Below are 26,003 nucleotides of genomic sequence, written 5' to 3'. Positions count from 1 at the left end.
CTAGTCCTCAATTTCAATCGTTTCAATTACTACATCTTCAACTGGTTTGTCCATTGCACCAGTCTCAACAGCTGCAATGGCATCCAAGACCGCAAACGATTCTGCGTCCACCAATTGCCCAAAAACAGTATGGCGACGGTCAAGGTGAGGAGTTCCACCTTGTTCTGCATAAATCTCAGCGATTGGTTCAGGCCAGCCACCACGCGCAATCTCTTTTTTAGAGTACGGCAAATGTTGGTTTTGAACGATAAAGAACTGGCTGCCATTGGTATTTGGACCCGCATTGGCCATAGAAAGGGCACCACGGATATTGTAGAGTTCTTCTGAAAATTCATCTTCAAAAGAGTCGCCGTAGATTGACTCACCACCCATACCAGTACCAGTTGGGTCTCCACCTTGGATCATAAAGTCCTTGATAATTCGGTGGAAAATCACACCATCATAGTAACCGTCTTTTGACAGAGCAACAAAGTTAGCCACTGTTTTAGGAGCATGTTCAGGGAAAAGCTTGATACGCAAGTCTCCGTGATTTGTCTTAATGGTCGCAAGCGGACCTTCTACTGCTTCAATGTCTACTTGTGGGAAATGCAATTCTTTTTCTACCATACCAAATCCTTCTAAGGCATCAAAAATGCCATCTTCTTCTACTGTTTTTGTAATATAATCTGCTTTTTCTTTGATTTTATCATGGGAAACACCCATAGCAATACTTATTCCAGCATAACCAAAGAGTTCCAAGTCATTGAGCCCATCTCCAAAGACCATAACATTTTCTGGTTTCAAGCCTAGATGTTCCACCACCTTGGCTACACCAGTTGCTTTTGAACCTGAAATAGGCACGATATCTGATGAATGTTCATGCCAACGCACCATGCGAAGTTTACCAGAGAGACTATCTGGTAACCGTAAGTCATCCCCTTTATCCTCAAAGGTCCACATCTGGTAAATATCTGCTTTTTCATGAAAGTCAGGATCCACACCCAGGTTCGGATAAATCGGGTCAATAGCCTCACTGATCAGTTCTGTTCGAGTAGAAAGTTTGGCGTCAAGACTACCAACCAAGCCGTACTCAATTTCCTCTCGCTTAGTCCAAGAAATGAACTCCTCAACATCTGACTTGTCAATCTGATGCTGATAAATGACCTGGCCTTTTTTATCTTCGATATAAGCCCCATTTAGAGTTACAAAAAAGTCAGGTTTGAGCTCACGAATCTCTGGAACGACACCGAAAATACCACGACCAGAGGCAATTCCTGTTAAAATTCCTTTTTCACGTAACTGTTTAAAGACAGTGGGAATTGTAGCTGGAATAAAACCTGTCTTTGACGTACGCAAGGTATCATCAATATCAAAAAAGACGATTTTAATCTTTTTTGCCTTGTATTTTAATTTCGCATCCATCTCTCTACCTCTTTTCCATCACTCTTTCCATTATACCATAAAGCTGATGAAATTCCCTTTATGAAAAAAGATGAAAATCCTATCAAAAAGAGAGCCAGAAAAACTAGCCCTCTCTTTTCATCCTAGAACATCTCTAGAGCAATCATGGTAATCATCGTTGCATCATAGTAGTTGTCCGAAGGTAAATCTTGTGTGAAAATGTATTTATTTTGCTGAAGAAGTTTCAGATAGCCTTCTCCCTTGTCAGACGCGTAGGTAATCGGTGCCAAGAAACTACCTGCCTGGTATTGATTGAGGGCCGTTCCATTCAAGTCATAGCCAGCATAAATGCGTTGCTCTTTCATAAAGAAATCCATCATCTTTTGAACGAGTTTTTGGCTTCTTTCATCCTGGCTCTGTGACAAGTGATAAGGCAAACGGCAAGCGTTATAAGAGTACGCCCCATCGTATTGAGATTCGATAGTGTTGGCATCAACAAGACGTGCCCCTGACTTCTCAGCCCAGATAAAGTCTGGCAAGAGACCCGTATCAGAATGAGAACTGATTTGCTCCAATTGCCCAAGCATCTTATCCTTAACATCTAACCACTGTTTGTTTCCAGTCAGGTCATAGAAAGACTGGAAATAGTGAGGAAGAGTATCAGATGTCCGCATCAAGTAATAATAATCAGAATCCTTGTTTGCCCAGTTTCCTACTGTTAAAACACCTGTCTCTTCATTGTAGTTGTACTTAAGGATATCATCCAAGATTTTTTTAGCTTGCTCTTGGTATTCCTGCGCCTTATCTGGCCACTGTTTGGCAGCTTCAATTAAAGAATAAGCGATATAGAGATCTCCATCAGTTGCATTTTGTTTCTCGACCGTTTCGCTATCATTTTTGATCACTTGCTTCCAAGACATCAACTGCGTTCCCTCAATACGATGATTTTGATAATAGCGATAAAGACTCTCATAATCTGCTTGACTTGCTTGCCCTTTTTGGGCTGCTAAAACCGTTATGAGCATGCCGTAACTTTGGGCTTCAGATAGAACTGTTGTTCCCTCCGAATCACTCGTCGTACGAACATAAGACTGATTGCCTTTTGTAACAAGGAACTGTTGGCTCCATTGGCTGTAAATTCGATTACGCATCTCGATTTTAGTCCTTCCTCTTGCCAAAAACAAGGCTAAACAAAAGATAGAAAGAATGAGCACAAACCAGACATATTTTAATTTATTCGTTTTCATAGAACCTCCTATCCTGCAAATCGCTTGGTTTTAACCCACTTGGTTTCTTTTCGTCGGAGTACTTTATCCAGCACGATTGAAGAAATGGAATCAACGGATACAACGATAAACATCTGTGCATAAGAGAAATAGGCTGCCAGGGCTAACCAGATTTGTTTAGTTGTTGCTTGTCCAAATTGACTTGCCAATGCTGTCATAATTTGCATCAAATAGAGACCAATCATGAGAATCCAGTTAAAGAGCATGAGCTGAGCGATGTAGATATTGTCCGCATCAAAAGCAAATGGAACCCTGACATCTGGGAAGAAAAGATTAAGACAGATCGCTAGCACATTCGCTAGGAAAATCAAATCCGAAAGAACAATAGCAAAGTTAAACCAAAAGAAAACACAAGAATAGTTAAAGACTTCTAGTTTAACGCGCCAGTTTGCTCTGCCAAATAAATGCTTAAAGTTCGAGAGAACAACTTCATAATTTCCTTTCGCCCAACGTTTCCGCTGCATATAGTAACTCTTTAAGGTCTCAGGTTCTTGTTGGAAAGCCTCTGAATTATAGGCAAGGGCAATCAATTTACCACTCTGCATGATTTTGAAGGAAATATCGGTATCCTCAGTTAAGGCACCATTTTTCCAACCACCGATACTCTTTACAAAGTCGGTTTGAATGATAAAGTTGGTTCCTGGGATACGCCCAATTTTAAAGAGATGCCACATCCCAACGTGGTGCACGCGCTGAGTAACAACGATCTCTTGGTTGATACAACGAGTCAAGAAATTTTGGTTGGCGTTTCGAGTCTTGTTGCGGCCAAAAGATGCCACATGACGTTCTGGATCCTTCATAACTTCTTTGACAAGGAAATAAAGAGCATTTTTTTCAGGCATGGCATCTGCATCATAAACACAGATGTATTCGCCTGTTGCCATCTCCAAAGCATCGTTTAGAACGCCCGCTTTTCCTCCCGTACCAGTACGGTCGATAATGGTTAGATTTCTTCCTGCATATTCAGGCATGGCTTGTACAGACAAACATTCTGCATAGGTGTTATCCGAACAGTTATCCGCAAACAAGAGCAACTCCACACGGTCGTGAGGATAGTTCATATCCAAGATAGCTTTTGCCGTTTGGGCAATAACCACATCCTCATTATGGGCAGGAACAACAATCGTTACCTTAGGATAATAAGGTAGAGGCGAAGTGTCTACACGAAAATCACTGTGTTTAAACCAAAAGTGTACTGCCGAAAAGAGAATTACCAAGCCCCATGCTAGAGAAATCCAAATTGTAAGCAAGGTAAAAATCATTAACATTTGACTAATCATGATTCACCGCCTTAAAATTTTTGTTTACTCGATGGTAAAGAATATTGTATGCAATAAATAGTATGATAAAACAAATGCCAAAGGCGAGACTGAGTCCCAAAGCAATACCAAAAAATAGTTCGGTTAAAGTCATGTTCCCCTCCTAATATTCCACAATTACATCTGTCTCTAGTTGACGTTTGAGATGACTGGCGACATCCGCGTAGTCTTGGTATTTATCTTTATTATCAGAGTTAATCACCAAATAGCCTGTTTGGAACTGAATTCCTTGATTGCCATCTTCTCCATGAAAAACTAAACTGCTCAGTTTCTCCTGCAAACCATTCAAATAAAGTTCCTTCAAAGAATGTTGGCTTTTACTGGATAGAACGAGAAAATTACCATCCGAAACGTAATAGAGTTTATCATTGTAGCTCAATTCCTGAGCAATTACCTCTTGAATGCTACTGAGCATCTGGTTATGTTCTTTCGGTTTAATCTGGAAGAACAAATCTTCATGTGCCCAATGAATCAATAGAGATTGAACCGTAACATCACTTTGTTCAGTGACCATCGCTTGGTAATCTGCTCGCGCTTCGTCTTCCTGTTCTTGTACCTTTGAGGCCACCTTGAAGAAATAATAACGAACCTTAAGTAGAATCCCAATCAAAAGAGGAAAACTGATTAATAAAAAGACCAGTTGAATGATCGGGATATAAACCACACCCGCAACCAAAACGATAAGTCCAAAACCAAATGCTAAGATAAGGGTCCAAGTAAGCAAAAGGTCAGATAATACCAACACTGCAAACAAGGCTAAAGCTAAAAAAAAGATTTGTTCTAAAATGATTGCTCGAGCATACAAAAAACAAAGCACCAAAAGAATGACCTCACAAGCAAGCAAAGCCATAAGCCAGTTTTTAAATTGACTCCAATTTTTCATTTTATCTTATTTCCCCCCTTTGAATTCCGATACAGAAGTCGCTGCCCCAAAGTACTGTTGAATGGATTGTACGATTCGTTCAGAGGCTCTTCCATCTCCATAAGGATTTGGTGCCTGAGACATTTGTCTATAAAGAGTTTCATCTGTTAAGAGTGCTGCCATCGCTTCTTTCACACGTACTGGATCCGTACCAACTAGCTTCAACGTACCTGCTCTTACTCCTTCTGGACGTTCCGTTGTGTCACGAAGGACAAGGACAGGTTTGCCGAGAGAAGGCGCCTCTTCCTGAACACCTCCAGAGTCAGTCATGATAAAATAGCTTCTTGAAGCCAAATTATGAAAATCAAGTACATCTAAAGGCTCAATCAAGTGAATACGATCGTGACCAGCTAAGATATCGTTTGCTGCTTCTTGCACAGCAGGGCTAAGGTGAACAGGATAAACAACTTCAATTTCCTGATGAAGATCGACCATCTCACGTAAAGCTGCAAAGACATTTCTCATTGGTTGACCTTGATTCTCACGACGATGCATGGTTACTAATACAAGTTTCTTATCTGGATCCAATTGATCTAAAACTTCATGATAGTAATCCGATTGAACGGTTAGTTTCAAGGCATCAATGGCTGTATTTCCCGTAATGACAATAGCAGACTCAGGGTGATTTTCCTTGAGGAGATTTTCTTTACTCTCACTAGTTGGAGCAAAATAGAGATCCGCTAGGTTATCAGTCATCTGACGATTCATTTCTTCTGGGAAAGGAGAATACTTATCAAATGTCCTTAGGCCAGCTTCAACGTGGCCGATTCGTACCTGATTATAGAAAGCAACTAAACTTGCTGCAAAAGTTGTTGTTGTATCTCCATGAACAAGAATTATATCTGGAAGTTCTTGCTTAACAACTGGATCAAACTTTTCTAAAATTTTTCCAGTAATGTCTAAGAGGGATTGATTTTTCCCCATAATATCCAGGTCATAATGTGGCTCGATGCTAAACGTTTCAAGAACTTGATCAAGCATTTGACGGTGCTGAGCTGTCACAACTGTGATCGTCTCAATGCTGTCACTATGTTTTTGCAATTCTAACACTAAAGGGGCCATTTTAATAGCTTCTGGTCGTGTTCCAAAAACAACCATCACTTTCAGTTTCTTCATTACGCTATCCTTCTACTATAATAAAATTTGACACATCAGATTAATCTTTATATCGAATTATTGCGCAAATCAATTAATTTGATTATCTTAATTATTTTACCGTCAATTAATTTATATGTCAAATTTTTTCCAAATTATATTATTGCATTTAATTTAATTTTAACAATTTGTAACCTTTTTGTAACAATATTATTTACAACCTTTAAAAAGCCTTATTTTAGGAAATTTTAAGACTTTTCAAAAGAATCCGTATTTAAAAAAACTAAACCTTATATGTTTTTTTTGATATTTATTTTTATCTTGATAATTCAAACAATTATATTTTACCACTTTGAGGAATAAATCAAACAATTTCAAACAAAAAAATTCCTTTTTCGAATGAAAAAGGGACTGTGATTGTTGTTTACTATATTTAAAATTTAAACCTTATAAAATCTGTCTTAAAACAAATTTTTCGACAGATACAAGACCAATTCTCCGATATCTTCACAAACCGCATTCATGGCCGGTTGATGGTTCTGATACCAAACACCCGTCCCATCTGGAATATAGCCTCGTTTGATGTACAATCTCTGGGCAGGTCCATACCCTGAATGGAGCCCAACACCAAGGGTCACCTTATCCGATATGAGCCTAACTTGTTTTTCTGCTTCTTCCAGCAAGAGATTTCCAATACCTTGATTTTGAAAAGGTTCAAAGACATTAAAATCTGAGAGTTCTGGATAGATTTCTGCAAAAGGCCCCTGCTTAGCGCAGGACAAAATTGTGATATAACCCGCTAAAGCACCCTCAACCTCTGCAACTAAGACTTCTCTCTCCCCACTTTCTTGCTCCTTAAAGTATCGAGTTAAAATCTCCTCTCTACTTGGCCAACCTTGGCTGATAAATCCTCGAGATAGTTCTTGTATGTCAGATTCTTGCATTTTTCTAATTGAACATGTCGTCTTCATAAGCTGCTCCTTTATAGCTTTCTCCTACCATTATAGCACGATAATAAAGATTAAAAGAAAAAACCTAGTAAGACAAAAGAATCTTACTAGGTCAACAGGGAATCCTTTCTAACAAAATCCTATAAAAATCTGAAAAAGAGGTCCACTGGACCTCAATTCGCTCTCTCATTTCAAGGCTCGTGAAAAAAAGACCCATATGGATCTTAATTCGCTTTCTTATTTCCGAGCTCATGAAAAAGAGGTCCACTGGACCTCAACTCGCTCTCTCATTTCCATGCTCGTGTAAAAGAGGGCCACTGGACCTGAAAAAAAGACCCACCCGGGTCTTTTTTTTAATCTTCGTTTACGAAAGGCATCAAAGCCATTACGCGTGCGCGTTTGATAGCTGTTGTTACTTTACGTTGGTTTTTAGCTGAAGTTCCTGTTACACGACGAGGAAGGATTTTCCCACGTTCTGAAACGAAACGGCTAAGAAGCTCAGTATCTTTGTAATCAACATATTCAATTTTGTTTGCTGCGATGTAATCAACTTTTTTACGGCGTTTGAATCCGCCACGACGTTGTTGAGCCATGTTTTTTCTCCTTTATAGTATTAATTGTCCATTAGAATGGTAAATCATCATCTGAAATGTCCAATGGATTTGTTGCTCCAAATGGATTTTCAGAACGTGAAAAGTCTGGTACTGGGTTTGCAGGTGCTGATTGACCAGCAGTTGGTGCAGAATAAGCTCCACCTGTATGTCCTTCACGCACTCCGCGGCTTTCCAACATTTGGAAATTCTCAGCCACGACTTCTGTTACGTAGACACGTTGTCCTTGCTGGTTATCGTAACTACGAGTCTGGATACGACCTGTGATCCCGATAAGAGAGCCTTTTTTAGCCCAGTTAGCAAGATTTTCAGCCTGTTGGCGCCACATAACGACATTGATGAAATCAGCCTCACGTTCGCCATTTTGACTCTTAAATGTACGGTTTACTGCAAGAGTAAAAGTCGCAACTGCTACATTTGATGGGGTATAACGCAACTCAGCATCACGTGTCATACGCCCTACAAGTACAACATTGTTAATCATAATTTACCTTCTTACGCGTCAAGTTTGACGATCATGTGACGAAGAATGTCAGCGTTGATTTTTGAAAGACGGTCAAACTCTTTAAGAGCTGCGTCGTCGTTTGCTTCAACGTTAACGATGTGGTAAAGTCCTTCACGGAAATCTTGGATTTCGTATGCAAGACGACGTTTTTCCCAGTCTTTTGATTCAACAACAGTTGCACCGTTGTCAGTCAAGATAGAGTCAAAACGTGCTACCAAAGCGTTTTTCGCTTCTTCTTCAATGTTTGGACGAATGATATAAAGAATTTCGTATTTAGCCATTGATATGTTCCTCCTTTTGGTCTAATGACCCCCAGTCGTTGCAAGGGGTAAGTGAGGTTTGCTCACAATAAACTATTATACTAGAAAAACTGATAGATAGCAAGATAAAAGTGAAAAAAGAAGACAAAATTATCTTCTTTTACTAGCTTATGGTTTGATACGGTGCAACATACGTGGGAATGGAATAGCTTCACGGATGTGTTTGGTTCCAGCTGCGAAGGTTACCATACGCTCGATACCGATACCAAATCCACCATGTGGTACTGTACCGTATTTACGAAGGTCAAGGTAGAATTCATATTCTGTACGATCCATTCCAAGTTCTTCCATTTTAGCGACAAGGGCATCGTAGTCTTCCTCACGCATAGAACCACCGATGATTTCTCCATATCCTTCTGGTGCAAGCAAGTCTGCACAAAGTACGCGCTCTGGATTTCCAGGAACTGGTTTCATGTAGAAGGCCTTGATAGCTGCTGGGTAGTTCATGACAAATGTTGGCACACCAAAGTGGTTTGAAATCCAGGTTTCGTGTGGTGAACCAAAGTCATCTCCATGTTCCAAATGCTCGTAGTCAGCATCTTCATCATTCTCATGCTCTTGCAAGAGGTCAATGGCTTGATCGTAAGTGATGCGTTTGAACGGCTCCGCAATGTAGCGTTTCAAAAGCTCCGTATCACGTTCCAAGGTTTCCAGGGCTTGAGGAGCACGGTCAAGGACACCCTGAAGGAGAGCTTTTACATAAGCTTCTTGCAAGTCAAGTGACTCATCGTGTGTCAAGTAGGAGTACTCAGCATCCATCATCCAGAACTCAGTCAAGTGACGACGTGTTTTTGATTTTTCAGCACGGAATACTGGACCAAAGTCAAAGACACGACCAAGAGCCATAGCTCCTGCTTCTAGATAAAGCTGACCTGATTGACTCAAGTAGGCTGGTGTTCCAAAGTAGTCTGTTTCAAAGAGTTCTGTAGAATCTTCTGCTGCGTTTCCTGAAAGAATAGGGCTATCAAATTTTATGAAGCCGTTCTTGTCGAAAAACTCATAAGTCGCATAGATAATCGCGTTACGGATTTGCATAACCGCTACTTGCTTACGAGAGCGGAGCCACAAGTGACGGTTGTCCATCAAGAAGTCTGTTCCGTGTTCTTTTGGTGTGATTGGGTAGTCTTGAGATTCACCAATCACTTCGATGTCTGTAATATCCAACTCATAGCCAAACTTAGAACGTTCGTCTTCTTTGACAATTCCTGTCACATAAACAGAAGTTTCTTGGCTTAGGCGTTTGATGACATCAAACTTCTCAAGTCCCACTTCTTCACCGAACTTTTCAATAAAGTTTGGTTTAAAGGCTACACCTTGGAAGAAGGCTGTTCCATCACGCAATTGCAAGAAGGCAATTTTCCCTTTTCCAGATTTGTTGGCAACCCAGGCTCCGATGGTCACTTCTTGACCAACGTAGTCTTTTACATCGATAATTGTTACACGTTTTGTCATAATCTATCTTCCTTTTTTAGTTTAACTTGTCCGAAGACATCATTACCCACTATTTTACCATAAATAGACTGTGATAGCTAGGTTCTACTAGAGAAAAATCGTGAGATTTTCGTTACAAAAAATCTTCGCTAAAAAGGCGAAGATTCTAAGTTTTATTTTTCCATAAATTGATGCAAACGGCGAATAGCTTCTTTCAAGGTATCCAAGTCTGTGGCATAGCTGAGACGAACATTTTCTGGTGCTCCAAATCCAGCTCCTGTAATCAAGGCAAGGCCGACTTCTTCGAGGATAGCTGTTGTAAACTCTGTCACATCGGTATACCCCTTCATCTCCATCGCTTTTTTAACATTTGGGAAGAGGTAGAAAGCTCCTTGGGGCTTGACAACTTCAAATCCTGGCACTTGGCACAAGAGAGGATAAATGGTATTCAAACGCTCCTCAAAAGCCTGGCGCATGGTTTCAACAGAGTCTTGCGGTCCAGTCAGCGCCTCAATCGTTGCATATTGAGATACTGCTGTCAGATTGGAAGTCGTTTGTCCTGTTAGCTTGCTCATGGCAGCGATAATTTCAGGATTTCCCACAGCATAACCTACCCGCCAACCAGTCATGGCATAGGCCTTAGATACACCGTTAATCACGATGGTTTGCTTGCGAATGTCTTCTGACAGACTAGAGATTGGAACAAACTCATTCCCGTTATAAACCAAACGACCATAAATATCATCTGCTAGGATAAGGACATCATGCGCAACAGCCCAATTTCCGATAGCCATGAGTTCCTCACGAGAGTAAATCATACCAGTCGGATTCGATGGCGAATTGAGAACCAAGACTTTGGTCTTATCTGTTCGGGCTGCTTCTAGCTGCTCTACTGTTACTTTAAAGTGATTGTCTTCCTTTGCCTGGACAAAGACTGGCACACCTTCTGCCATCTTGACCTGATCTCCATAGCTGACCCAGTATGGTGTAGGAATGATGACCTCATCACCTGGATTGACCACAGCCATAAAGAAGGTGTAGAGAGAGAACTTAGCACCAGTGGCAAAGGTAACCTCGTTGGCTGCAACAGAATACCCATAATAGCGTTCAAAATAGGTATTAACCGCCGCTTTTAACTCTGGTAGGCCTGAAGCAACTGTATAAAAGGAAGCTCGTCCATCTCGAATCGCTTCTACCGCTGCATCCTGAATGTTTTCAGGAGTATGAAAATCAGGCTGTCCCAAGGTTAAGAAAAGAACATCCTTTCCCTGAGCTTTTAATGCTTTGGCTCTTGCATCACTAGCTAGAGTGACGCTTTCTTCCATTTCTAGTACACGTTTGGATAGTTTCATATGCCCTCCTTATTGGATCACTGCTCCTGTTTCAAAGTCAACCAGGTAGTCCTGGTTTCCTGACTTAACTTCCCAAATCGGCTTGTCCTGATAGCGACCAAAAGTAATCTTGTCAATGTCGCTAGCTCCTTTTTCCCTCGAAATCGTCACTGCCTTGTCTTGAGAAATCCCCTTATCAAGCTGATAAACATAAATCTTGTGGTCATTCTTTTCAATCAGTACGGCAATGGCCTCTTGCTTTTTATTATGTCCTAAAACGCTGTAATAACCTTCTAGCCCATTATAAAAATCAACCTGATCTGCCTTTTCCAATTCTGCATACTGCTTGGCTAGTTTTTCTCCCTCAACTCTAGCATCTTGATAGGGTTTCATGCTGAGTGATATCAGATAAAGGAAGGAAGTCGTCATGACTAGTACTACCAGAGCAATGCCGATTCCATACTGTAAAAGTAGCTTGTTTTTTGCTTTTTTCTGTCTTAGTTTCACTCGTCTATTTTACCATCTCTCCTCCTTTATTACAAGTGAATACAGGAACATTCTAAGATTCTTTTCCTATAAAATATAAGTTCTTGTTTTTCTCTCTCATTATTGATAAAATAACCTTATGAAACAATATTTGAAAGAGAAAATTTCCGATAATCAACTAGACTTAAAAACAACTATCATCCTCAATAAAGCCATACGGACTTTTAAACCATATGAAGCTAAGGCTGCTAAAGAACACGGGCTAACACCCACCCAATTTTCAGTTTTGGAAACCCTCTATAGCAAGGGGGAACTACGCATTCAGGATTTGATTGAAAAAATGCTAGCCACTTCTGGAAACATGACTGTTGTCATTCGAAATATGGTTCGAGATGGGTGGATTTCTAGAACTTGTGACCCAAAAGATCGTCGATCCTTTTTCCTGAAATTAACACCTGCAGGACGCAGAAAAATCGAAGAGGTTCTTCCTGACCATATCGATTCTATCGTAGAAGCACTCAGCATCTTGGAAGATGGCGAAAAGGAAGACTTAATCCGCATTTTAAAAAAATTTAAAAATTTGTGAGCAAAATTATTGCTAATTAGTATCATTTGTTGTAACATAGATGGTAACAAAAGGGCTCGCTCTTTGAATTTTAAACTAAAGGAGACACATCATGTCTAAAAAAGTACTATTTATCGTCGGTTCACTTCGCCAAGGTTCTTTCAACCACCAAATGGCCCTTGAAGCTGAAAAAGCACTTGCTGGAAAAGCAGAAGTTAGCTATCTTGATTACTCAGCTGTTCCTCTCTTCAGCCAAGATTTGGAAGGTCCAACTCATCCAGCTGTAGTTGCTACTCGTGAAGCAGTCCTTGCTGCGGATGCTATCTGGATCTTCTCTCCAGTCTACAACTTCTCTATCCCTGGAACAGTGAAAAACTTGCTTGACTGGCTCTCTCGCGCCATTGACTTGTCTGATACACGTGGTGCTTCTGCCCTCCAAGACAAGTTTGTTACTGTCTCATCTGTAGCCAATGCCGGTCACGATCAACTCTTTGCTATTTATAAAGACCTCTTGCCATTTATCCGTACACAAGTCGTTGGTGATTTTACAGCTGCTCGTGTCAATGACTCTGCTTGGACAGATGGAAAATTGGTGTTAGAAGAAGCAACTGCTTCATCACTTGCAAAACAAGCGGACGACATTCTTGCAGCCATCAACTAATACAGCAAAAACCAGCTCGAATGAGCTGGTTTTATGCTTGTTTCACAAAGACGAGTTCTAAGTCACTGGATAAATCAGGTTGGTAGTCAAAACCTGCAAAACTGAGCTGGCGAGCTTGTTCGACTGTTTGGACTTGCCCCTCTATCAAGGCGGTCAAAAAGGCGCCACGGGCTTTTTTTGAAATAGTTGAGTGGATTTTCAACTGACTTGCCTTATCCTCCATAAATTTGAAGGTCACCATCTTTTCTCTAATTTCCTTAGAAAATACGGTTTCAAACTCTGATGATAGGAGTGAGAATATCAAGTTCTCATCTTGTAGGACCTCATCGTAGGCTGACTTCCAATGACTCTTTAAAGTCTTACCAGCTACTTTTAACTTCATCAGAAAGTCCAAACGGTGAGGAGCCATGGGCGACAAGGCGGGGACAACACCGTATAAAGCCGAGGTAATTAGGACATGATTTTCAAGATAGGTTTGTTCAGCTTCGGTTAACCCATTTCGTTTGATGTGACGATACATGAGACCATCGAAAAGTTTCAAGGCTGGATAATGTTTAGCCCTGTGATCTTTTAAAGCTTGAATATGGCCGTACTCTTCTTCTGCTTTCTCGACAGATACCTTATAAAAAGTCTCTAATTCACTAGCTGAGTAATGCGCCAGTGATTCAAGGACTGCCTGACTTTCTTCCCTCAAAGGGAGCGCTTCGATACAAGGATGGTCTGTGTTCATTTCTTTTGCTGTTGGGATTAAAATTTTCATATTGTTAGTGTAGCATATTTTTCAACCACTACCAAGAATTTCATCTTAAAAACCTCGGTTCATACCGAGGTTTCTCTGTTTATTTTGGCCATCCTAACCAGATAGCCACGAGAACAAGGGCTGTGCCAGCTAAGCTTGTTAAGATAGATAAGAATTTATCTTTTTTCTCCTTGAACTGAGAAAACCTATTTTTATACTCAATGAAAATCAAAGAGCAAACTAGGAAGCTAGCCGCAGGCTGTACTTGAGTACGGCAAGGCGACGCTGACGTAGTTTGAAGAGATTTTCGAAGAGTATTATTGTACTTTAAAGGTCTTGAGATAATTATCTTTTCCAACTTGACCTTCGAAAGATTGGCCATTTTCAAGGTAAGGAAGGTCGTCTGACACGGAAGCCTTGACCTTATAAATCTTGCCATCAACTTTGAAAAAGTAGACGGTGTCACCCTTGATAACAGCTGATTTAAGGTCTGAAACCACTCCCTTGATGTTTTCTACCGTTTCATTATCCAGCTCGAGGTCGTTTTTATTGGCATACTTGCTGAGGAGTTCATCTACAGTAGTTGCTACGATGACGTTTTGGTACTCCACGGCATCGACCAATGCGTACTCCTTAACCAAGCCTGCATTGTCCTTCAATCCCATGATGTAGAGCGGTTTGTCATTGAGATTGACAAGGATAGGGAAGGTCGCCTTATAGGCTTTTTCCTGCACTGCTCCTTCTGCGGAAGCACGGGCTGATTCTTCGGTTGCTGAAGCTAGATTGTACTTGGTGATTTCACCAGTGCGCATATTTTCAAGGATAAATCCTAGATTACTTTCGTCAGCGTTGGCTGAAGTCACCCCAGTGTAGAGATAAATGTCATTTCCGATAGAAAGATAGTTATAGCCCTCGGTCGTTTGGGTAACGTTTTTCTTAGAAATCAAGGCATTCCAGAAGCCGTCTTTATACTTGCCGTTATAGTTGATTTGCTGGATGGTTTCTTCTGCTGGATAGACACGATCCACCCATTCTGGTACTTCATCCAAGCTGTATTCCTTGGTTTCTCCATTGGTGGCGTCTAAGATAATAACAGACGAAGGGCGAGGAACTCCTAGACCAAACTGCTTTTGATAAACGGTTGCTACATAGAAAGGATTGCCTTCATCATCCACCTCAAAGGATGGCTTTTTAAAAATCTTGGTTGGGTACTTAATCCGAAGATGACGTTTAACATCGCGGTTAAAGTACTCGGAGTCTGAATACTTCATTGGCGTTTTTAAATCCACCAATTCCGCATTTCCTGTCACCATATCAACCTTGATATACTCACCAATTCCCTTGGACTGATTATTAAACCATTTGATCGAGTCGGCATACTCCAAAGGTGTCACCCGATAAGGTTTGCCATCAACCGTCAGCTGAGTGTAGGTATCTGCTGCCACATACTGGGAGACCTTATCCGTCAGAGAGCCTAGATAACGGTCTCCAATCTTTTCTGCAGTGCTCCGATCTAGGATTGGAACCTTACTGGTATCACTCTTAGGAAAATCTTTAAAATCTTTTTCTGTGATAGACACCACATTAGCATAATTTTTTGCTTGGAAAAAGCTAGAGGTTACTAGGCTTACCAGACCAGCAAGGGCAAACATGATACCTGCAGTCAGAAACAATCCTCTACTAAGTTTGGTAAAAAGGAATCCTTCTAGATTGAGATCTTTGGCAGCCTTGCCATGACGTACATGAACAGTTTTGAGGAGATTGGTATCCTTGCGGAAACTAAACAAAATCCCCATCACCACCAGATGCCCACAGAGAAAGAAGATGAATTCCCAGCTAGTCAGATTGAAGGGCGGCAAAAAGATATACCAAGTCGTTGCGATAAAAACAAGTTCAAAAAGTATGCGTTTCATCTGAGTTCCTCCTAAATAATCCGTCCTTCCAAATGATCCAGTTCATGTTGGCAGATCTGAGCTGGAAAACCTGTTAACGTAATGGTCTGTTCCTCCCACTTACTATCACGATAGGAAACCGTAATCGTTTCATAGCGAGTTGTTGGTCGCACCCCAGTCAAAGACAAACAACCTTCCTCTGTCTCGTAAGGTCCTTTATAGGAAAGGAGAATGGGGTTAAACATGACCATGGGAACCAAGCCAAGATTAAAGATAATGACACGCTTCTGCACACCAATCATATTGGCTGCCAGACCGACACAGGTCTCGCGATTAGCCAGCAGGGTATCCTGCAAATCCTTAGCCAGATAAAGGTCTTCCTGACTTGCAGGTTTCGAGACCTGCGACAAGAATAAGACATCTCGGACAATTTTCTTTTCCATTCTCTTTCACTCCTTGCTACTTTACTTTATTATAGCACAAAAGGGAGCAACTCCTAGTCCTTTCTCTCAAATGCAAAAAAAGCCATCCGAAGATGACTTTCTTTTTAAATCGCGTTCTTATCAAGACCAAGTTTACGTTGAACAAACTTAACGATTTCGACGATAAGTATCATTGAGAAGCTTCCAGCTAGAACAATACCCCATTGAGACAAGTCTAGTTTGGTTACGTGGAAGATACCTTCAAGCGGTTCTACAACGATTGTTGCCATCAAGAGGATGAAGGATACCAAGATAGACCAGTTGAAGGTCTTAGACTTGAATGGTCCGACTGTCAAGATGGATTGGTAAACAGACTTGACGTTGTAGGCATGGAAGAGCTGAATCAAACCAAGTGTTGCAAAGGCCATAGTGAGGGCATCTGCGTGAATAGCATGATTGTCACCCACGTGAACTGGGTAAGCAATCGCAAGGCCATAAACACTCATAACAATAGCTGCTTGGAGTACACCTTGATAAATGATAGAACTCAAAACACCACCTGAGAAGAAGCTTGCCTTGCGTCCACGTGGTTTATGGTTCATGACACCAGGCTCAGCAGGCTCAACACCTAGAGCGATAGCTGGGAAGGTATCTGTTACCAAGTTGATCCACAAGAGATGAACTGGTTGCAAGACGTCCCAACCAAAGAGGGTTGATAGGAAGATGGTTAAAACTTCAGCAGTATTGGCAGAAAGTAGGTACTGAATAGTCTTTTGAATGTTTGAGAAGACCTTACGTCCTTCTTCAACTGCAACGATGATGGTCGCAAAGTTATCATCTGCAAGAATCATGTCAGAAGCTCCCTTAGAAACCTCTGTACCAGTGATTCCCATACCAATACCGATATCGGCTGTTTTCAGAGCTGGCGCGTCATTGACACCGTCACCTGTCATGGCAACGACTTTACCTTGTTTTTGCCAAGCTTTCACGATACGAACCTTGTGCTCTGGAGACACACGGGCATAAACAGAGTATTGACCAACTACTTTTTCAAAGTCTTCATCAGACAGTTCGTTGAGTTCAGCACCAGTTAAAACGTGACCTTCTGTATCATTTGCATCAATGATTCCCAAACGTTTGGCAATAGCTTCTGCTGTGTCTTGGTGGTCACCTGTAATCATGATTGGACGGATTCCAGCTTCCTTAGCCACACGAACAGCTTCTGCGGCTTCAGGACGTTCAGGGTCAATCATTCCGATCAAACCAGTGAAGATCAAGTTGTTTTCAAGCTCTTCAGAAGTAAGATTTTCTGGAATACTATCGATAATCTTATAAGCACCTGCAAGGACACGCAAGGCTTGGTGAGCCATTTCCGAGTTGTTTGTATGGATTAATTCAGTGACTTTCTCATCAATCGGAGCAACATCTCCAGCTTTATCACGAGCAACACAACGTTTCAAAAGTTGATCTGGAGCCCCCTTGACTGCTACGAGGAATTTACCATCTGGTAATGGATGAACCGTTGACATGAGTTTACGATCTGAGTCAAATGGTAACTCAGCTACACGAGGATATTGCTCTAAAAATCCTTTAACATCGTAACCCTTGTCCAAGGCATACTGGATGAAGGCTGTTTCCGTTGGATCCCCGATCAGGTTTCCTTCAGCATCAATCTTGGTATCGTTGGCCAAGACAACTGAACGAAGTAGTGGCATGTCCAAGCCAAGTTCAATGTCATCAGCTGAGTCATGTAGGACTGCGTCATAGAAGACTTTCTCGACTGTCATCTTGTTCATGGTAAGCGTACCAGTCTTATCAGAAGCGATGATTTCAGTCGAACCAAGCGTTTCAACTGCTGGTAACTTACGAACGATAGAGTTTCGTTTGGCCAAAACTTGAGTACCAAGGGCAAGAACGATGGTTACGATAGCTGGGAGTCCTTCTGGAATGGCTGCAACAGCAAGCGCAACAGAGGTCATCAACTCACCAAGTGGATTTTTTCCTTGAATGAAGACACCAACAACAAAAGTAACAAGGGCAATGACCAAGATAGCGTACGTCAAGACCTTAGAAAGGTTGTTCAAGTTTTGTTTGAGAGGTGTATCCGTCTCATCCGCATCTTGGAGCATGCCAGCGATATGACCCACTTCAGTGTACATACCTGTATTGACAACAACACCAAGACCACGACCATAAGTCACATTTGAGTTTTGAAAGGCCATATTGACACGGTCACCAATACCAGCATCTGCAGCGAGCTCGACTGTCAAGTCTTTTTCAACTGGAACAGACTCGCCTGTTAAAGCTGCTTCTTCGATTTTAAGAGAGTTGGCTTCTAGCAAACGTAGGTCTGCTGGCACCACATCACCTGCTTCAAGGGCAACGATATCACCTGGCACTAATTCTTTTGAGTCAATCTCAGCCATGTGTCCATCACGAAGAACGCGAGCAGCTGGACTAGACATAGACTTGAGGGCTTCGATGGCTTCTTCTGCTTTTCCTTCTTGGTAAACACCAAAGGCAGCGTTGATGATAACCACGGCTAGGATGATGATAGCATCTGCGATATCTTCCCCACCAGAAGTGATGACAGACAAGATAGCCGCAGCAACTAGGATGATAATCATCAAATCCTTAAATTGCTCGATAAACTTGACTAGGAGTGATTTTTTCTCACCCTCTTCAAGTTCATTGCGTCCATATTCAGCTAGGCGTTTCTGCGCTTCGCTTGACGAAAGACCTTGCTCATTTGCTTCTACTGACTTCAAGACCTCTTCAGGACTTTGAGTATAAAACGCTTGGCGTTTTTGTTCTTTTGACATGTGTCTCCTCCTTGACATTGTGTGCAAAACAGACTCTCTTTCTGTCCTATCTTTTCACGACAAACAAAAAGAGACCTGTTAATCATAACAAGTCTCGCTGTTTAAGATAGTGCCGGAAAACATACTTTTCAGTATACAATTCGGAATGACGACACTATCACAGGTTTCTGCCAGCTACTCCCTTGAGTAGTACTATTATATCAAAATTTGAACAATTTTCAAGGGTTTAAATCCGATGAAACAAGACTAAATTTGAATTTTCCTTTGAAAACCAGTATAATGGTAGAATACTATATGACTAGAAAGGAAGCCCGATGAACCAATCCATGTCAAATCTCAAATTGGCAGAACGTGGAGCCATTATCAGCATTTCGACTTACCTCCTCTTGTCTGCAGCAAAATTGGCAACTGGCCACCTCCTGCATTCTTCCAGTTTGGTAGCGGATGGTTTCAACAACGTATCAGATATTATTGGAAATGTTGCTCTCTTGATTGGGATTCGGATGGCTCGCCAACCCGCAGATCGTGACCATCGTTTCGGTCACTGGAAAATTGAAGATTTGGCTAGTTTGATTACTTCCATCATCATGTTCTACGTTGGCTTTGATGTTCTTCGGGACACCATTCAAAAAATTCTCAGTCGGGAACAGACAGTTATCGACCCATTGGGTGCAACTCTCGGAGTCGTCTCTGCAGCAGTCATGTTCGCCGTTTATCTCTATAATACTCGTCTCAGTAAGAAATCCAAATCCAAGGCTCTCAAAGCAGCTGCTAAGGACAATCTTTCCGATGCTGTCACCTCGCTTGGGACGACCATTGCTATCCTAGCCAGCAGTTTCAATTATCCAATTGTGGATAAACTGGTTGCAATCATCATCACTTTCTTTATCTTAAAGACAGCCTATGATATCTTTATCGAGTCTTCCTTTAGTCTTTCAGATGGCTTCGATGACCGTCTGCTAGAGGACTACCAAAAGGCCATCATGGAAATACCAAAGATTAGTAAGGTCAAGTCCCAAAGAGGGCGTACCTACGGTAGCAATATCTACCTTGATATCACCCTGGAGATGAATCCTGACCTATCTGTCTATGAAAGTCACGAGATTGCGGACCAGGTCGAATCCATGCTGGAAGAACGTTTTGGAGTCTTTGATACCGATGTTCATATCGAGCCAGCTCCCATACCTGAGGACGAAATTTTAGACAATGTCTACAAAAAACTGCTCATGCGTGAGCAATTGATTGACCAAGGAAATCAGCTAGAAGAACTCCTTGCTGAGGACTTTCTCTATATCCGTCAAGATGGAGAGCAGATGGATAAAGTCGCTTATCAAGCCGAAAAAGAACTTAAAGCTACTATTAAGGATATTCAAATCACTTCCATTAGTCAGAAAACCAAGCTCATTTGCTATGAGTTAGATGGTATCGTCCACACCAGTATCTGGCGTCGCCATGAAACTTGGCAAAATATCTTCCACCAGGAAACTAAAAAAGAAGACAAACAATGACCCTATCCAATGGATAGGGCCTTTTTGATTATTCTACTTTAAGCAAAGACAGACTATGACGGTTTGGAAGATTTGCTTTTCGAAGCTTGTTTTGCCTCTTTTCTTGATTGACGATTTTGCTCGATGCGCCATTCTCTTTCATAGTACTTCATGGTCTCATAGACTCTTTCAGGAAGTCCTACATCTAGTAGAAAGATCGGAATAATTAAATCTGCTGACGGATGAAAAGGGAAACACCTTTTCATCAGTAGGGCTAGAGGTGATTGGGATTTCACATTTTCGTTATTCTTAAAAAAAACTTCAATCCGATAGGAGTCCCTGTACTTCCCTCGAATCCGAGAGAAGGAAAATTCCTCTACATCAGCCCAAGCGTAGAAATGGCTGGTTTTTTTTGGATTTGGTTTGTAGTAAAACCCCTCGACAGTACATCTCAAATATTCCTTATCCGAGCTTAAAAGTCTGTAAGTCTGATAAATGACTACTCCAGCACAAAAGAGGACAAGCAGTATTAATAACAGACTTATCGTATGAAGTCTGGTCCCCTTTTGCGAATACGAATGGAGATAATAGAGAGGTAGCAAGAAGAAAAGCACTGAAGCGAGGCCAAACAAGGCATTCCAAATGATTTTCTTGGGACTACGTTTAATGACTTTTTCTTCCATCATGCCAACTCACTTAAATATTCATAGCGTTCGTATTTTTCAAGAAGTTCTTCGTTTTTCTCGTCTAGCTCTTTCTGAAGCATTGCTAGTTTACCAAAGTCAGAGCCATTTGCCTGCATTTCTTCTTCAATGGTAGCGATACGATTTTCCAAGGCTTCAATATCGCCTTCAATGCTTGCCCACTCCTGCTTTTCTTGGTAGGTCATGCGTTTCTTGTCTTCACGGACCTTGACTACTTTTTCCTTTTCTGCCTTTTGCACTTGATTGGCTATATCAGTTTCAAAGTTTTTTTCATCAAGATAGTCGGTATAATGACCAAAGAAAGTACGAATCTTGCCATTCTCAAAGGCGAGAATCTTGGTCGCTACCTTATCCAAGAAATAACGATCGTGGCTAACTGTCAAGACAGGACCTGCAAAGCCCTGTAAGAAATTTTCCAAGACTGTCAAAGTCGCAATATCTAGGTCATTGGTCGGCTCGTCCAAAAGAAGAACATTGGGTTTTTCCAAGAGCAATTTGAGAAGATAAAGGCGTTTTTTCTCTCCACCAGACAATTTCTCAATCAAGGTTCCATGCGTAGAACGTGGGAAGAGAAACTGCTCTAGCAACTCTGCAATGGAAGTCGTAGAACCACCACTGGTCTTAACCTCTTCTGCTACTTCCTGCAGGTAATTGATAACCCGTTTGCTTTCATCCAAACCTTCAATTTGTTGAGAAAAATAGGCGATGCGAACCGTCTCACCGATGATCACTTGACCTTTAGTCGGCTCAAGACTTCCTGCGATGAGATTAAGCAGAGTTGATTTCCCAACACCGTTGTCCCCAACGATACCGATACGGTCTTTGGCTTGCACCAAGAGATTAAAATCTTGCAATATCGGCTTATTCTCATAAGCAAAGGAAACATCTTTAAACTCGATGACCTTCTTACCAATACGGCTAGTTTCAAAGTTCATGGTCAAGTCTGTTTCAGCAACGCCACCTGAAACTTCTTTTTTCAAATCGTGAAAACGATTGATACGAGCCTGCTGCTTGGTCGCACGCGCTTGCGGTTGTCTACGCATCCAGGCTAATTCTTGCTTATAGAGTTGTTCTTTTTTGTGGAGAAGTGCTGCATCACGCTCATCTTGTTCTGTCTTAAGACGAACATAGTCCTGATAATTTCCCTGATACTCGGTCAAGCCTGCTCGGTCCAACTCGAAAATCCGCGTTGATAGTGCATCTAGGAAATAGCGATCGTGGGTGATAAAGAGAACTGTCTTCTTGGAATTTTTCAAAAAGAGAGTCAGCCACTCAATGGTCGCAATGTCCAGATGGTTGGTCGGCTCGTCCAGTAACAAGAGGTCGTGGTTGCCTAGGAGAACTTGCGCCAACTGAACCCGTCTTCTCAGACCACCTGACAATTCACCAACTGGAGTCGACAAATCCTGAATACCCAACTTGCTGAGAACCGTCTTGACCTGACTTTCGATTTCCCAGGCTTGGAGAGAATCCATCTCAGCCATGACTCGTTCCAAACGAGCCTGCTTGTCCTCGCTATAGTCGAGCATGAGGAGTTCATACTCACGAATCAACTGGATTTCCTTGAGGTCACTGGATAGGACCGTATCCAAAACTGTCTTGCTATCATCGAACTCTGGATCCTGGGTCAAGTAGCCAATCTTGTAATCATTCTTAGCCAAAAAAGGACTGACATCCCCATCAAAGCCTGAAACACCTGATAAAACATCTAAAAGGGTGGTCTTACCCGTTCCATTGACACCGATCAGACCGATTCTGTCCAAGTCATGGATGATAAAAGAAATATCCTTAAAAACGGTCTTGTCACCAACGGATTTACTTAGTTTTTCAACGATAAAATCACTCATTTTTTCTCCCTTAGGTAAACATGGATGGCTTGACGATCATTTTCCAACTCTCCATCGACAATGGCATATTCAATCTCTGTTAAAATCTCTCCCAAGTCTGGCCCTGGTTGATAGCCATATTCCTTAATCAAAATGCCACCATTAATCTGAATTTCTTTCTTATCATGAATGGTCAAACTCTGGTAGGTTTCTGTGATAGCTTGTGAATTGACTTCTTTTCCTTGAGCCTGACGAAGACTTTCAGCTTGTAGAAGGGAATCCAAGTCAAATCGGTAACAATCGCGCTTGCTCAGCTCTCCTTCTTCTCGCAAAGCCAAAATAGTCAGCAAATCCTGAACCTGCTTGGCAAATTGACGTGAGGTTTTCCAATGCTTCAAAAATGGCTGTGCATCTTTAATCTCCAAAGCCCACAATAGAGCCGCCCAGGCTTGTTCGGAAGACTCAAAAGTGAAATCAGTTTCCAAATCAAACAGTTTGTTGAGCTTGTCCTGGCTCCCTGCCATATCTGGAAGATAGTCATAAGCTCGACTCTCAATCATGGAAGACAGACCAACTCGCCAAAAAGGTGCCAGCAAGAGTTTATCAAACTCAACGAAGGTGCGCTCTACAGAAATTTTCTCCAAGAGTGGCGTCAAAGTCTTCATCGCCACAAAAGTTTCTAGCTCAAGTTTAAAACCGAGACTGGCCTGAAAACGAAAACCACGCATAATGCGCAGAGCATCTTCATTGAAACGCTCACTAGCCACCCCAACCGCTCGCAAGACTTGGTTCTCCAAATCTTCTAAACCATGGAACAAGTCAATGATTTCCCCTGTCTCATCTAAGGCAAAGGCATTAACTGTGAAATCACGGCGCTTGAGGTCTTCTTCTAGCGAACGCACAAAGGAAACCGCGCTGGGTCTGCGATAGTCCACATAGACATCCTCTGTTCGAAAAGTTGTTACCTCATACTCCTCGTCCCCTTCTAAAACTAAGACGGTTCCGTGCTCGATTCCGATATCAGCTGTTCGCGGAAATATCTGCTTGGTTTCCTCTGGATAGGAAGAGGTCGCAATATCCACATCATGGATAGGACGATGGAGGAGGGCATCTCGAACAGAGCCTCCAACAAAATAGGCTTCAAAACCTGCTTCTTTAATTTTTTCTAATACTGGTAAAGCCTTCTGAAATTCAGAAGGCATTTGTGTTAATCTCATAATAAGTGTTCTAATCCATAGACAAGCTCATGACGCTTGACAACTTCTTTGATTCCCAAATTGACCCCTGTCATGAAGGAGCTGCGATCATAGGAGTCATGACGGAGGGTCAATCCTTCTCCTTGATTGCCGAAGATGACTTCCTGATGGGCAACCAAGCCTGGTAGACGAACCGAGTGGATGCGCATGCCATCAAAGTCAGCACCACGAGCACCCGCAATCAATTCTTCCTCATCAGGCGCACCTTGCTGGATTGATTCCCGAACTTCCGCCATCAACTCAGCTGTTTTAATAGCTGTTCCACTCGGAGCATCTTTTTTCTTGTCATGATGGAGCTCGATAATCTCCACATTTGGGAAATATTTGGCAGCCTGCGCCGCAAATTGCATCAGCAAGACTGCTCCCAAGGCAAAGTTAGGGGCTATCAAGCCACCCAAATCTTGTTCACGGGAAAATGCTTTTAGTTCTGCAATTTCTTCACTAGTGAAGCCTGTTGTTCCTACGACAGGAGCAAAGCCATTTTCAAGGGCAAAGCGCGTATTTTCGTAGGCAACAGCTGGTGTGGTGAAATCCACCCAGACATCCGCTTCAAAACCAGCCAAGGCAGCCTTATCATTGAAGACAGGAATTCCCTGCCACTCTGACTCAGACTCAAACGGATCCAAAACTGCAACCAAGTCCAAGTTAGGATCAGCCAAGACCATCTGACAAGCAGCTTGGCCCATCTTTCCCTTAAAACCGGCAATAATTACTCGAATACTCATCTCTACTCCTATATAAGATACAAAGCTTGTAAGAACAATTTAGACGATTGGTGTATAGCTCAAGGCGATACTGCCCTCTCCAAGGTGGGTCCCAATGACACTACCAAAGCTAACAATTGGAATCTCAGAATTCACACCATTCTCAATCAAGAGTTGGCGCAAATCTGCCGCCTTTTGAGGTGCGTTACCATGAATGACTGTAATACGGTAGTTCCCATCTTTTGTCAACTCTTTGATGATTTCCACCAAACGCTTGGTTGCCTTCTTTTCCGTACGAACCTTTTCGTAAACTTCAATTACACCTTGGTCATTAAAGTAAAGAATGGGCTTGATACTGAGAAGATTTCCTAAGACGGCTGCCCCATTTGACAAACGTCCTCCCTTAACCAAGTGGTCGAGGTCATCTACTATGATAAAGGCTGAATTATCAGCAATTTGAAGAGCTAATTTCTCCTGAATCTGAGCAAAATCATCGCCTTGTTCGGCCCATTCAAAGGCACTCTCTACCATAAATCCTAGAGGGGAACTTGTGATATGGGTATCTGGAAAGGCAATGGTCAAACCTTCATACTCGTCTAACATATATTGGATATTCTGATAAAAGCCTGAAATTCCTGACGAAAGAAAGAGGCCCAAGACATGAGTATAGCCTTCATCTTTCAAGGAACTTAGAATCTCATCCAATTTGGCAATACTTGGTTGACTAGTTTTAGGCAATTCTGCAGACTGAGCCATTTTTTGATAAAATTCCTCAGCAGTCAGATTGACACCTTCCACATACTCCTCCCCATCGATATTGACAGGAATATCCAAGATAAAAAGATTCTCTCTTTGCAGCGTCTTCTCCTCTAAATAGGCTGAAGAATCTGTAATGACAGCTAATTTCATGACTAAAACTCCAAATTGATCCCTGGAAGATCCAAGGCGATTTCTGTTACTTCATACGTCAAACGATTGAGCATGTTCAAACATGGACGTGCCAGAGTTTCAACTTCTTCTTGGTTAAATTCGCTTGGTTCGTTGACAATGCGACCTTCCACATGGTTCACTTGGGAAATCGTTCCGCTGATGACAAATTTGTCAAAGACAATCATGAAACTCAAGATAACGACTAAAGAAGTTACTTGATTTTCTTGGTCATGCTGGAGTAACTGAAAGTTCACGTCTACCTTGGTTTCAGGAGCTCCATTTTCATTTTCCCATTCAAAGTTACGAGCATCAAAGTGATACTGGCTAACAAATTCTTGTTCTCGTTTAAGATTCATTTT

Annotated in this window: 26 protein-coding genes; 3 read left to right on the top strand and 23 right to left on the bottom strand. The window is 41.8% G+C overall.

Features of this window, described 5'->3' with window-relative positions:
* From DG474_RS03330 to DG474_RS03275, 12 genes are all read right to left on the bottom strand, one after another.
* Positions 1–1,401 carry a bifunctional Cof-type HAD-IIB family hydrolase/peptidylprolyl isomerase gene (locus DG474_RS03330; RefSeq protein WP_255778799.1) on the bottom strand — a complete coding sequence of 467 codons (1,401 nt, stop codon included), beginning with the start codon at positions 1,399–1,401 and terminating at the stop codon, positions 1–3.
* Between the two features lie 122 nt (positions 1,402–1,523).
* A complete protein-coding gene (locus DG474_RS03325) occupies positions 1,524–2,627 on the bottom strand; it encodes a family 8 glycosyl hydrolase (protein ID WP_070657440.1) in 1,104 nt (367 codons plus the stop codon).
* Between the two features lie 8 nt (positions 2,628–2,635).
* A complete protein-coding gene (locus tag DG474_RS03320) occupies positions 2,636–3,946 on the bottom strand; it encodes a glycosyltransferase family 2 protein (protein WP_000625492.1) in 1,311 nt (436 codons plus the stop codon).
* A gap of 142 nt (positions 3,947–4,088) precedes the next feature.
* Positions 4,089–4,868: a hypothetical protein gene (locus DG474_RS03315; RefSeq protein ID WP_000800615.1), complete on the bottom strand. Its 780-nt coding sequence runs from the start codon at positions 4,866–4,868 to the stop codon at positions 4,089–4,091.
* A gap of 6 nt (positions 4,869–4,874) precedes the next feature.
* A complete protein-coding gene (wecB, locus tag DG474_RS03310) occupies positions 4,875–6,023 on the bottom strand; it encodes a non-hydrolyzing UDP-N-acetylglucosamine 2-epimerase (protein ID WP_000734436.1) in 1,149 nt (382 codons plus the stop codon).
* Between the two features lie 440 nt (positions 6,024–6,463).
* Positions 6,464–6,973 (bottom strand): GNAT family N-acetyltransferase, encoded by a 510-nt coding sequence (locus DG474_RS03305; RefSeq protein WP_000858591.1) that lies wholly within the window; start codon positions 6,971–6,973, stop codon positions 6,464–6,466.
* Positions 6,974–7,305: 332 nt separating this feature from the next.
* Positions 7,306–7,545 (bottom strand): 30S ribosomal protein S18, encoded by a 240-nt coding sequence (rpsR, locus tag DG474_RS03300; protein ID WP_000068664.1) that lies wholly within the window; start codon positions 7,543–7,545, stop codon positions 7,306–7,308.
* A 31-nt stretch (positions 7,546–7,576) separates the two neighbouring features.
* On the bottom strand, positions 7,577–8,047 hold the full coding sequence (gene ssbA, locus DG474_RS03295) for a single-stranded DNA-binding protein SsbA (RefSeq protein WP_000609596.1): 471 nt from the start codon (positions 8,045–8,047) through the stop codon (positions 7,577–7,579).
* 11 nt (positions 8,048–8,058) lie between these two features.
* Positions 8,059–8,349, bottom strand: a complete 291-nt coding sequence (gene rpsF, locus DG474_RS03290) for a 30S ribosomal protein S6 (protein ID WP_002896497.1) — start codon at positions 8,347–8,349, stop codon at positions 8,059–8,061.
* 147 nt (positions 8,350–8,496) lie between these two features.
* The gene (gene asnS, locus DG474_RS03285; RefSeq protein ID WP_042902729.1) at positions 8,497–9,840 is read right to left on the bottom strand and encodes an asparagine--tRNA ligase; all 1,344 of its coding nucleotides are present in this window, start codon (positions 9,838–9,840) and stop codon (positions 8,497–8,499) included.
* Positions 9,841–9,992: 152 nt separating this feature from the next.
* Positions 9,993–11,171, bottom strand: coding sequence for a pyridoxal phosphate-dependent aminotransferase (locus DG474_RS03280; protein ID WP_042902728.1), 1,179 nt, complete (start codon positions 11,169–11,171; stop codon positions 9,993–9,995).
* A gap of 9 nt (positions 11,172–11,180) precedes the next feature.
* Positions 11,181–11,657, bottom strand: coding sequence for a cell wall elongation regulator TseB-like domain-containing protein (locus tag DG474_RS03275; protein WP_255778798.1), 477 nt, complete (start codon positions 11,655–11,657; stop codon positions 11,181–11,183).
* A 118-nt stretch (positions 11,658–11,775) separates the two neighbouring features.
* On the opposite strand from DG474_RS03275, the gene DG474_RS03270 reads away from it, so the two are divergent.
* Both DG474_RS03270 and DG474_RS03265 read left to right on the top strand, forming a co-directional pair.
* On the top strand, positions 11,776–12,222 hold the full coding sequence (locus DG474_RS03270) for a MarR family winged helix-turn-helix transcriptional regulator (RefSeq protein ID WP_255778797.1): 447 nt from the start codon (positions 11,776–11,778) through the stop codon (positions 12,220–12,222).
* Between the two features lie 91 nt (positions 12,223–12,313).
* Positions 12,314–12,862, top strand: a complete 549-nt coding sequence (locus DG474_RS03265) for an NADPH-dependent FMN reductase (RefSeq protein ID WP_042902725.1) — start codon at positions 12,314–12,316, stop codon at positions 12,860–12,862.
* 31 nt (positions 12,863–12,893) lie between these two features.
* Here DG474_RS03265 and yaaA read toward each other — a convergent pair whose 3' ends face one another.
* From yaaA to DG474_RS03240, 5 genes are all read right to left on the bottom strand, one after another.
* Positions 12,894–13,622, bottom strand: a complete 729-nt coding sequence (gene yaaA, locus DG474_RS03260; protein WP_042902724.1) for a peroxide stress protein YaaA — start codon at positions 13,620–13,622, stop codon at positions 12,894–12,896.
* Between the two features lie 79 nt (positions 13,623–13,701).
* Positions 13,702–13,833: a DUF3953 domain-containing protein gene (locus tag DG474_RS03255; RefSeq protein ID WP_002874755.1), complete on the bottom strand. Its 132-nt coding sequence runs from the start codon at positions 13,831–13,833 to the stop codon at positions 13,702–13,704.
* A gap of 85 nt (positions 13,834–13,918) precedes the next feature.
* A complete protein-coding gene (locus DG474_RS03250) occupies positions 13,919–15,514 on the bottom strand; it encodes a hypothetical protein (protein ID WP_255778796.1) in 1,596 nt (531 codons plus the stop codon).
* A gap of 11 nt (positions 15,515–15,525) precedes the next feature.
* Positions 15,526–15,936 (bottom strand): peptide deformylase, encoded by a 411-nt coding sequence (locus DG474_RS03245; RefSeq protein ID WP_000412252.1) that lies wholly within the window; start codon positions 15,934–15,936, stop codon positions 15,526–15,528.
* 104 nt (positions 15,937–16,040) lie between these two features.
* Positions 16,041–18,737: a cation-translocating P-type ATPase gene (locus DG474_RS03240; RefSeq protein WP_255778795.1), complete on the bottom strand. Its 2,697-nt coding sequence runs from the start codon at positions 18,735–18,737 to the stop codon at positions 16,041–16,043.
* A 314-nt stretch (positions 18,738–19,051) separates the two neighbouring features.
* Here DG474_RS03240 and DG474_RS03235 point away from each other — a divergent pair, with 314 nt between their 5' ends.
* Positions 19,052–20,245: a cation diffusion facilitator family transporter gene (locus DG474_RS03235; RefSeq protein ID WP_255778794.1), complete on the top strand. Its 1,194-nt coding sequence runs from the start codon at positions 19,052–19,054 to the stop codon at positions 20,243–20,245.
* Positions 20,246–20,298: 53 nt separating this feature from the next.
* Here the strand turns inward: DG474_RS03235 and DG474_RS03230 are convergent, their stop codons facing one another.
* The 6 genes from DG474_RS03230 to DG474_RS03205 are packed head-to-tail and all read right to left on the bottom strand — an operon-like array spanning position 20,299 to position 26,000.
* Positions 20,299–20,910: a hypothetical protein gene (locus tag DG474_RS03230; protein ID WP_255778793.1), complete on the bottom strand. Its 612-nt coding sequence runs from the start codon at positions 20,908–20,910 to the stop codon at positions 20,299–20,301.
* Entirely contained in the window at positions 20,907–22,775 is a 1,869-nt protein-coding gene (locus tag DG474_RS03225; protein ID WP_255778792.1) for an ABC-F family ATP-binding cassette domain-containing protein, read from the bottom strand. Before DG474_RS03225 ends, DG474_RS03230 begins: the two co-directional genes overlap by 4 nt.
* Positions 22,772–23,971 carry a CCA tRNA nucleotidyltransferase gene (locus DG474_RS03220; RefSeq protein WP_255778791.1) on the bottom strand — a complete coding sequence of 400 codons (1,200 nt, stop codon included), beginning with the start codon at positions 23,969–23,971 and terminating at the stop codon, positions 22,772–22,774. The genes DG474_RS03225 and DG474_RS03220 overlap by 4 nt, the downstream gene beginning before the upstream one ends.
* Entirely contained in the window at positions 23,968–24,735 is a 768-nt protein-coding gene (gene dapB, locus DG474_RS03215; protein WP_255778790.1) for a 4-hydroxy-tetrahydrodipicolinate reductase, read from the bottom strand. Before dapB ends, DG474_RS03220 begins: the two co-directional genes overlap by 4 nt.
* A 39-nt stretch (positions 24,736–24,774) precedes the next feature.
* A complete protein-coding gene (locus DG474_RS03210) occupies positions 24,775–25,623 on the bottom strand; it encodes a DegV family protein (protein WP_255778789.1) in 849 nt (282 codons plus the stop codon).
* A 2-nt stretch (positions 25,624–25,625) separates the two neighbouring features.
* A complete protein-coding gene (locus DG474_RS03205; RefSeq protein WP_001050092.1) occupies positions 25,626–26,000 on the bottom strand; it encodes a DUF1149 family protein in 375 nt (124 codons plus the stop codon).
* Positions 26,001–26,003: the final 3 nt, after the last annotated feature.

The sequence above is a fragment of the Streptococcus oralis genome, from assembly GCF_024399415.1.
GTDB lineage: Bacteria > Bacillota > Bacilli > Lactobacillales > Streptococcaceae > Streptococcus > Streptococcus oralis_CS.
The sequence above is the reverse complement of the archived record's forward strand: the minus strand, read 5'-3'. Positions and strand labels throughout refer to the sequence as shown.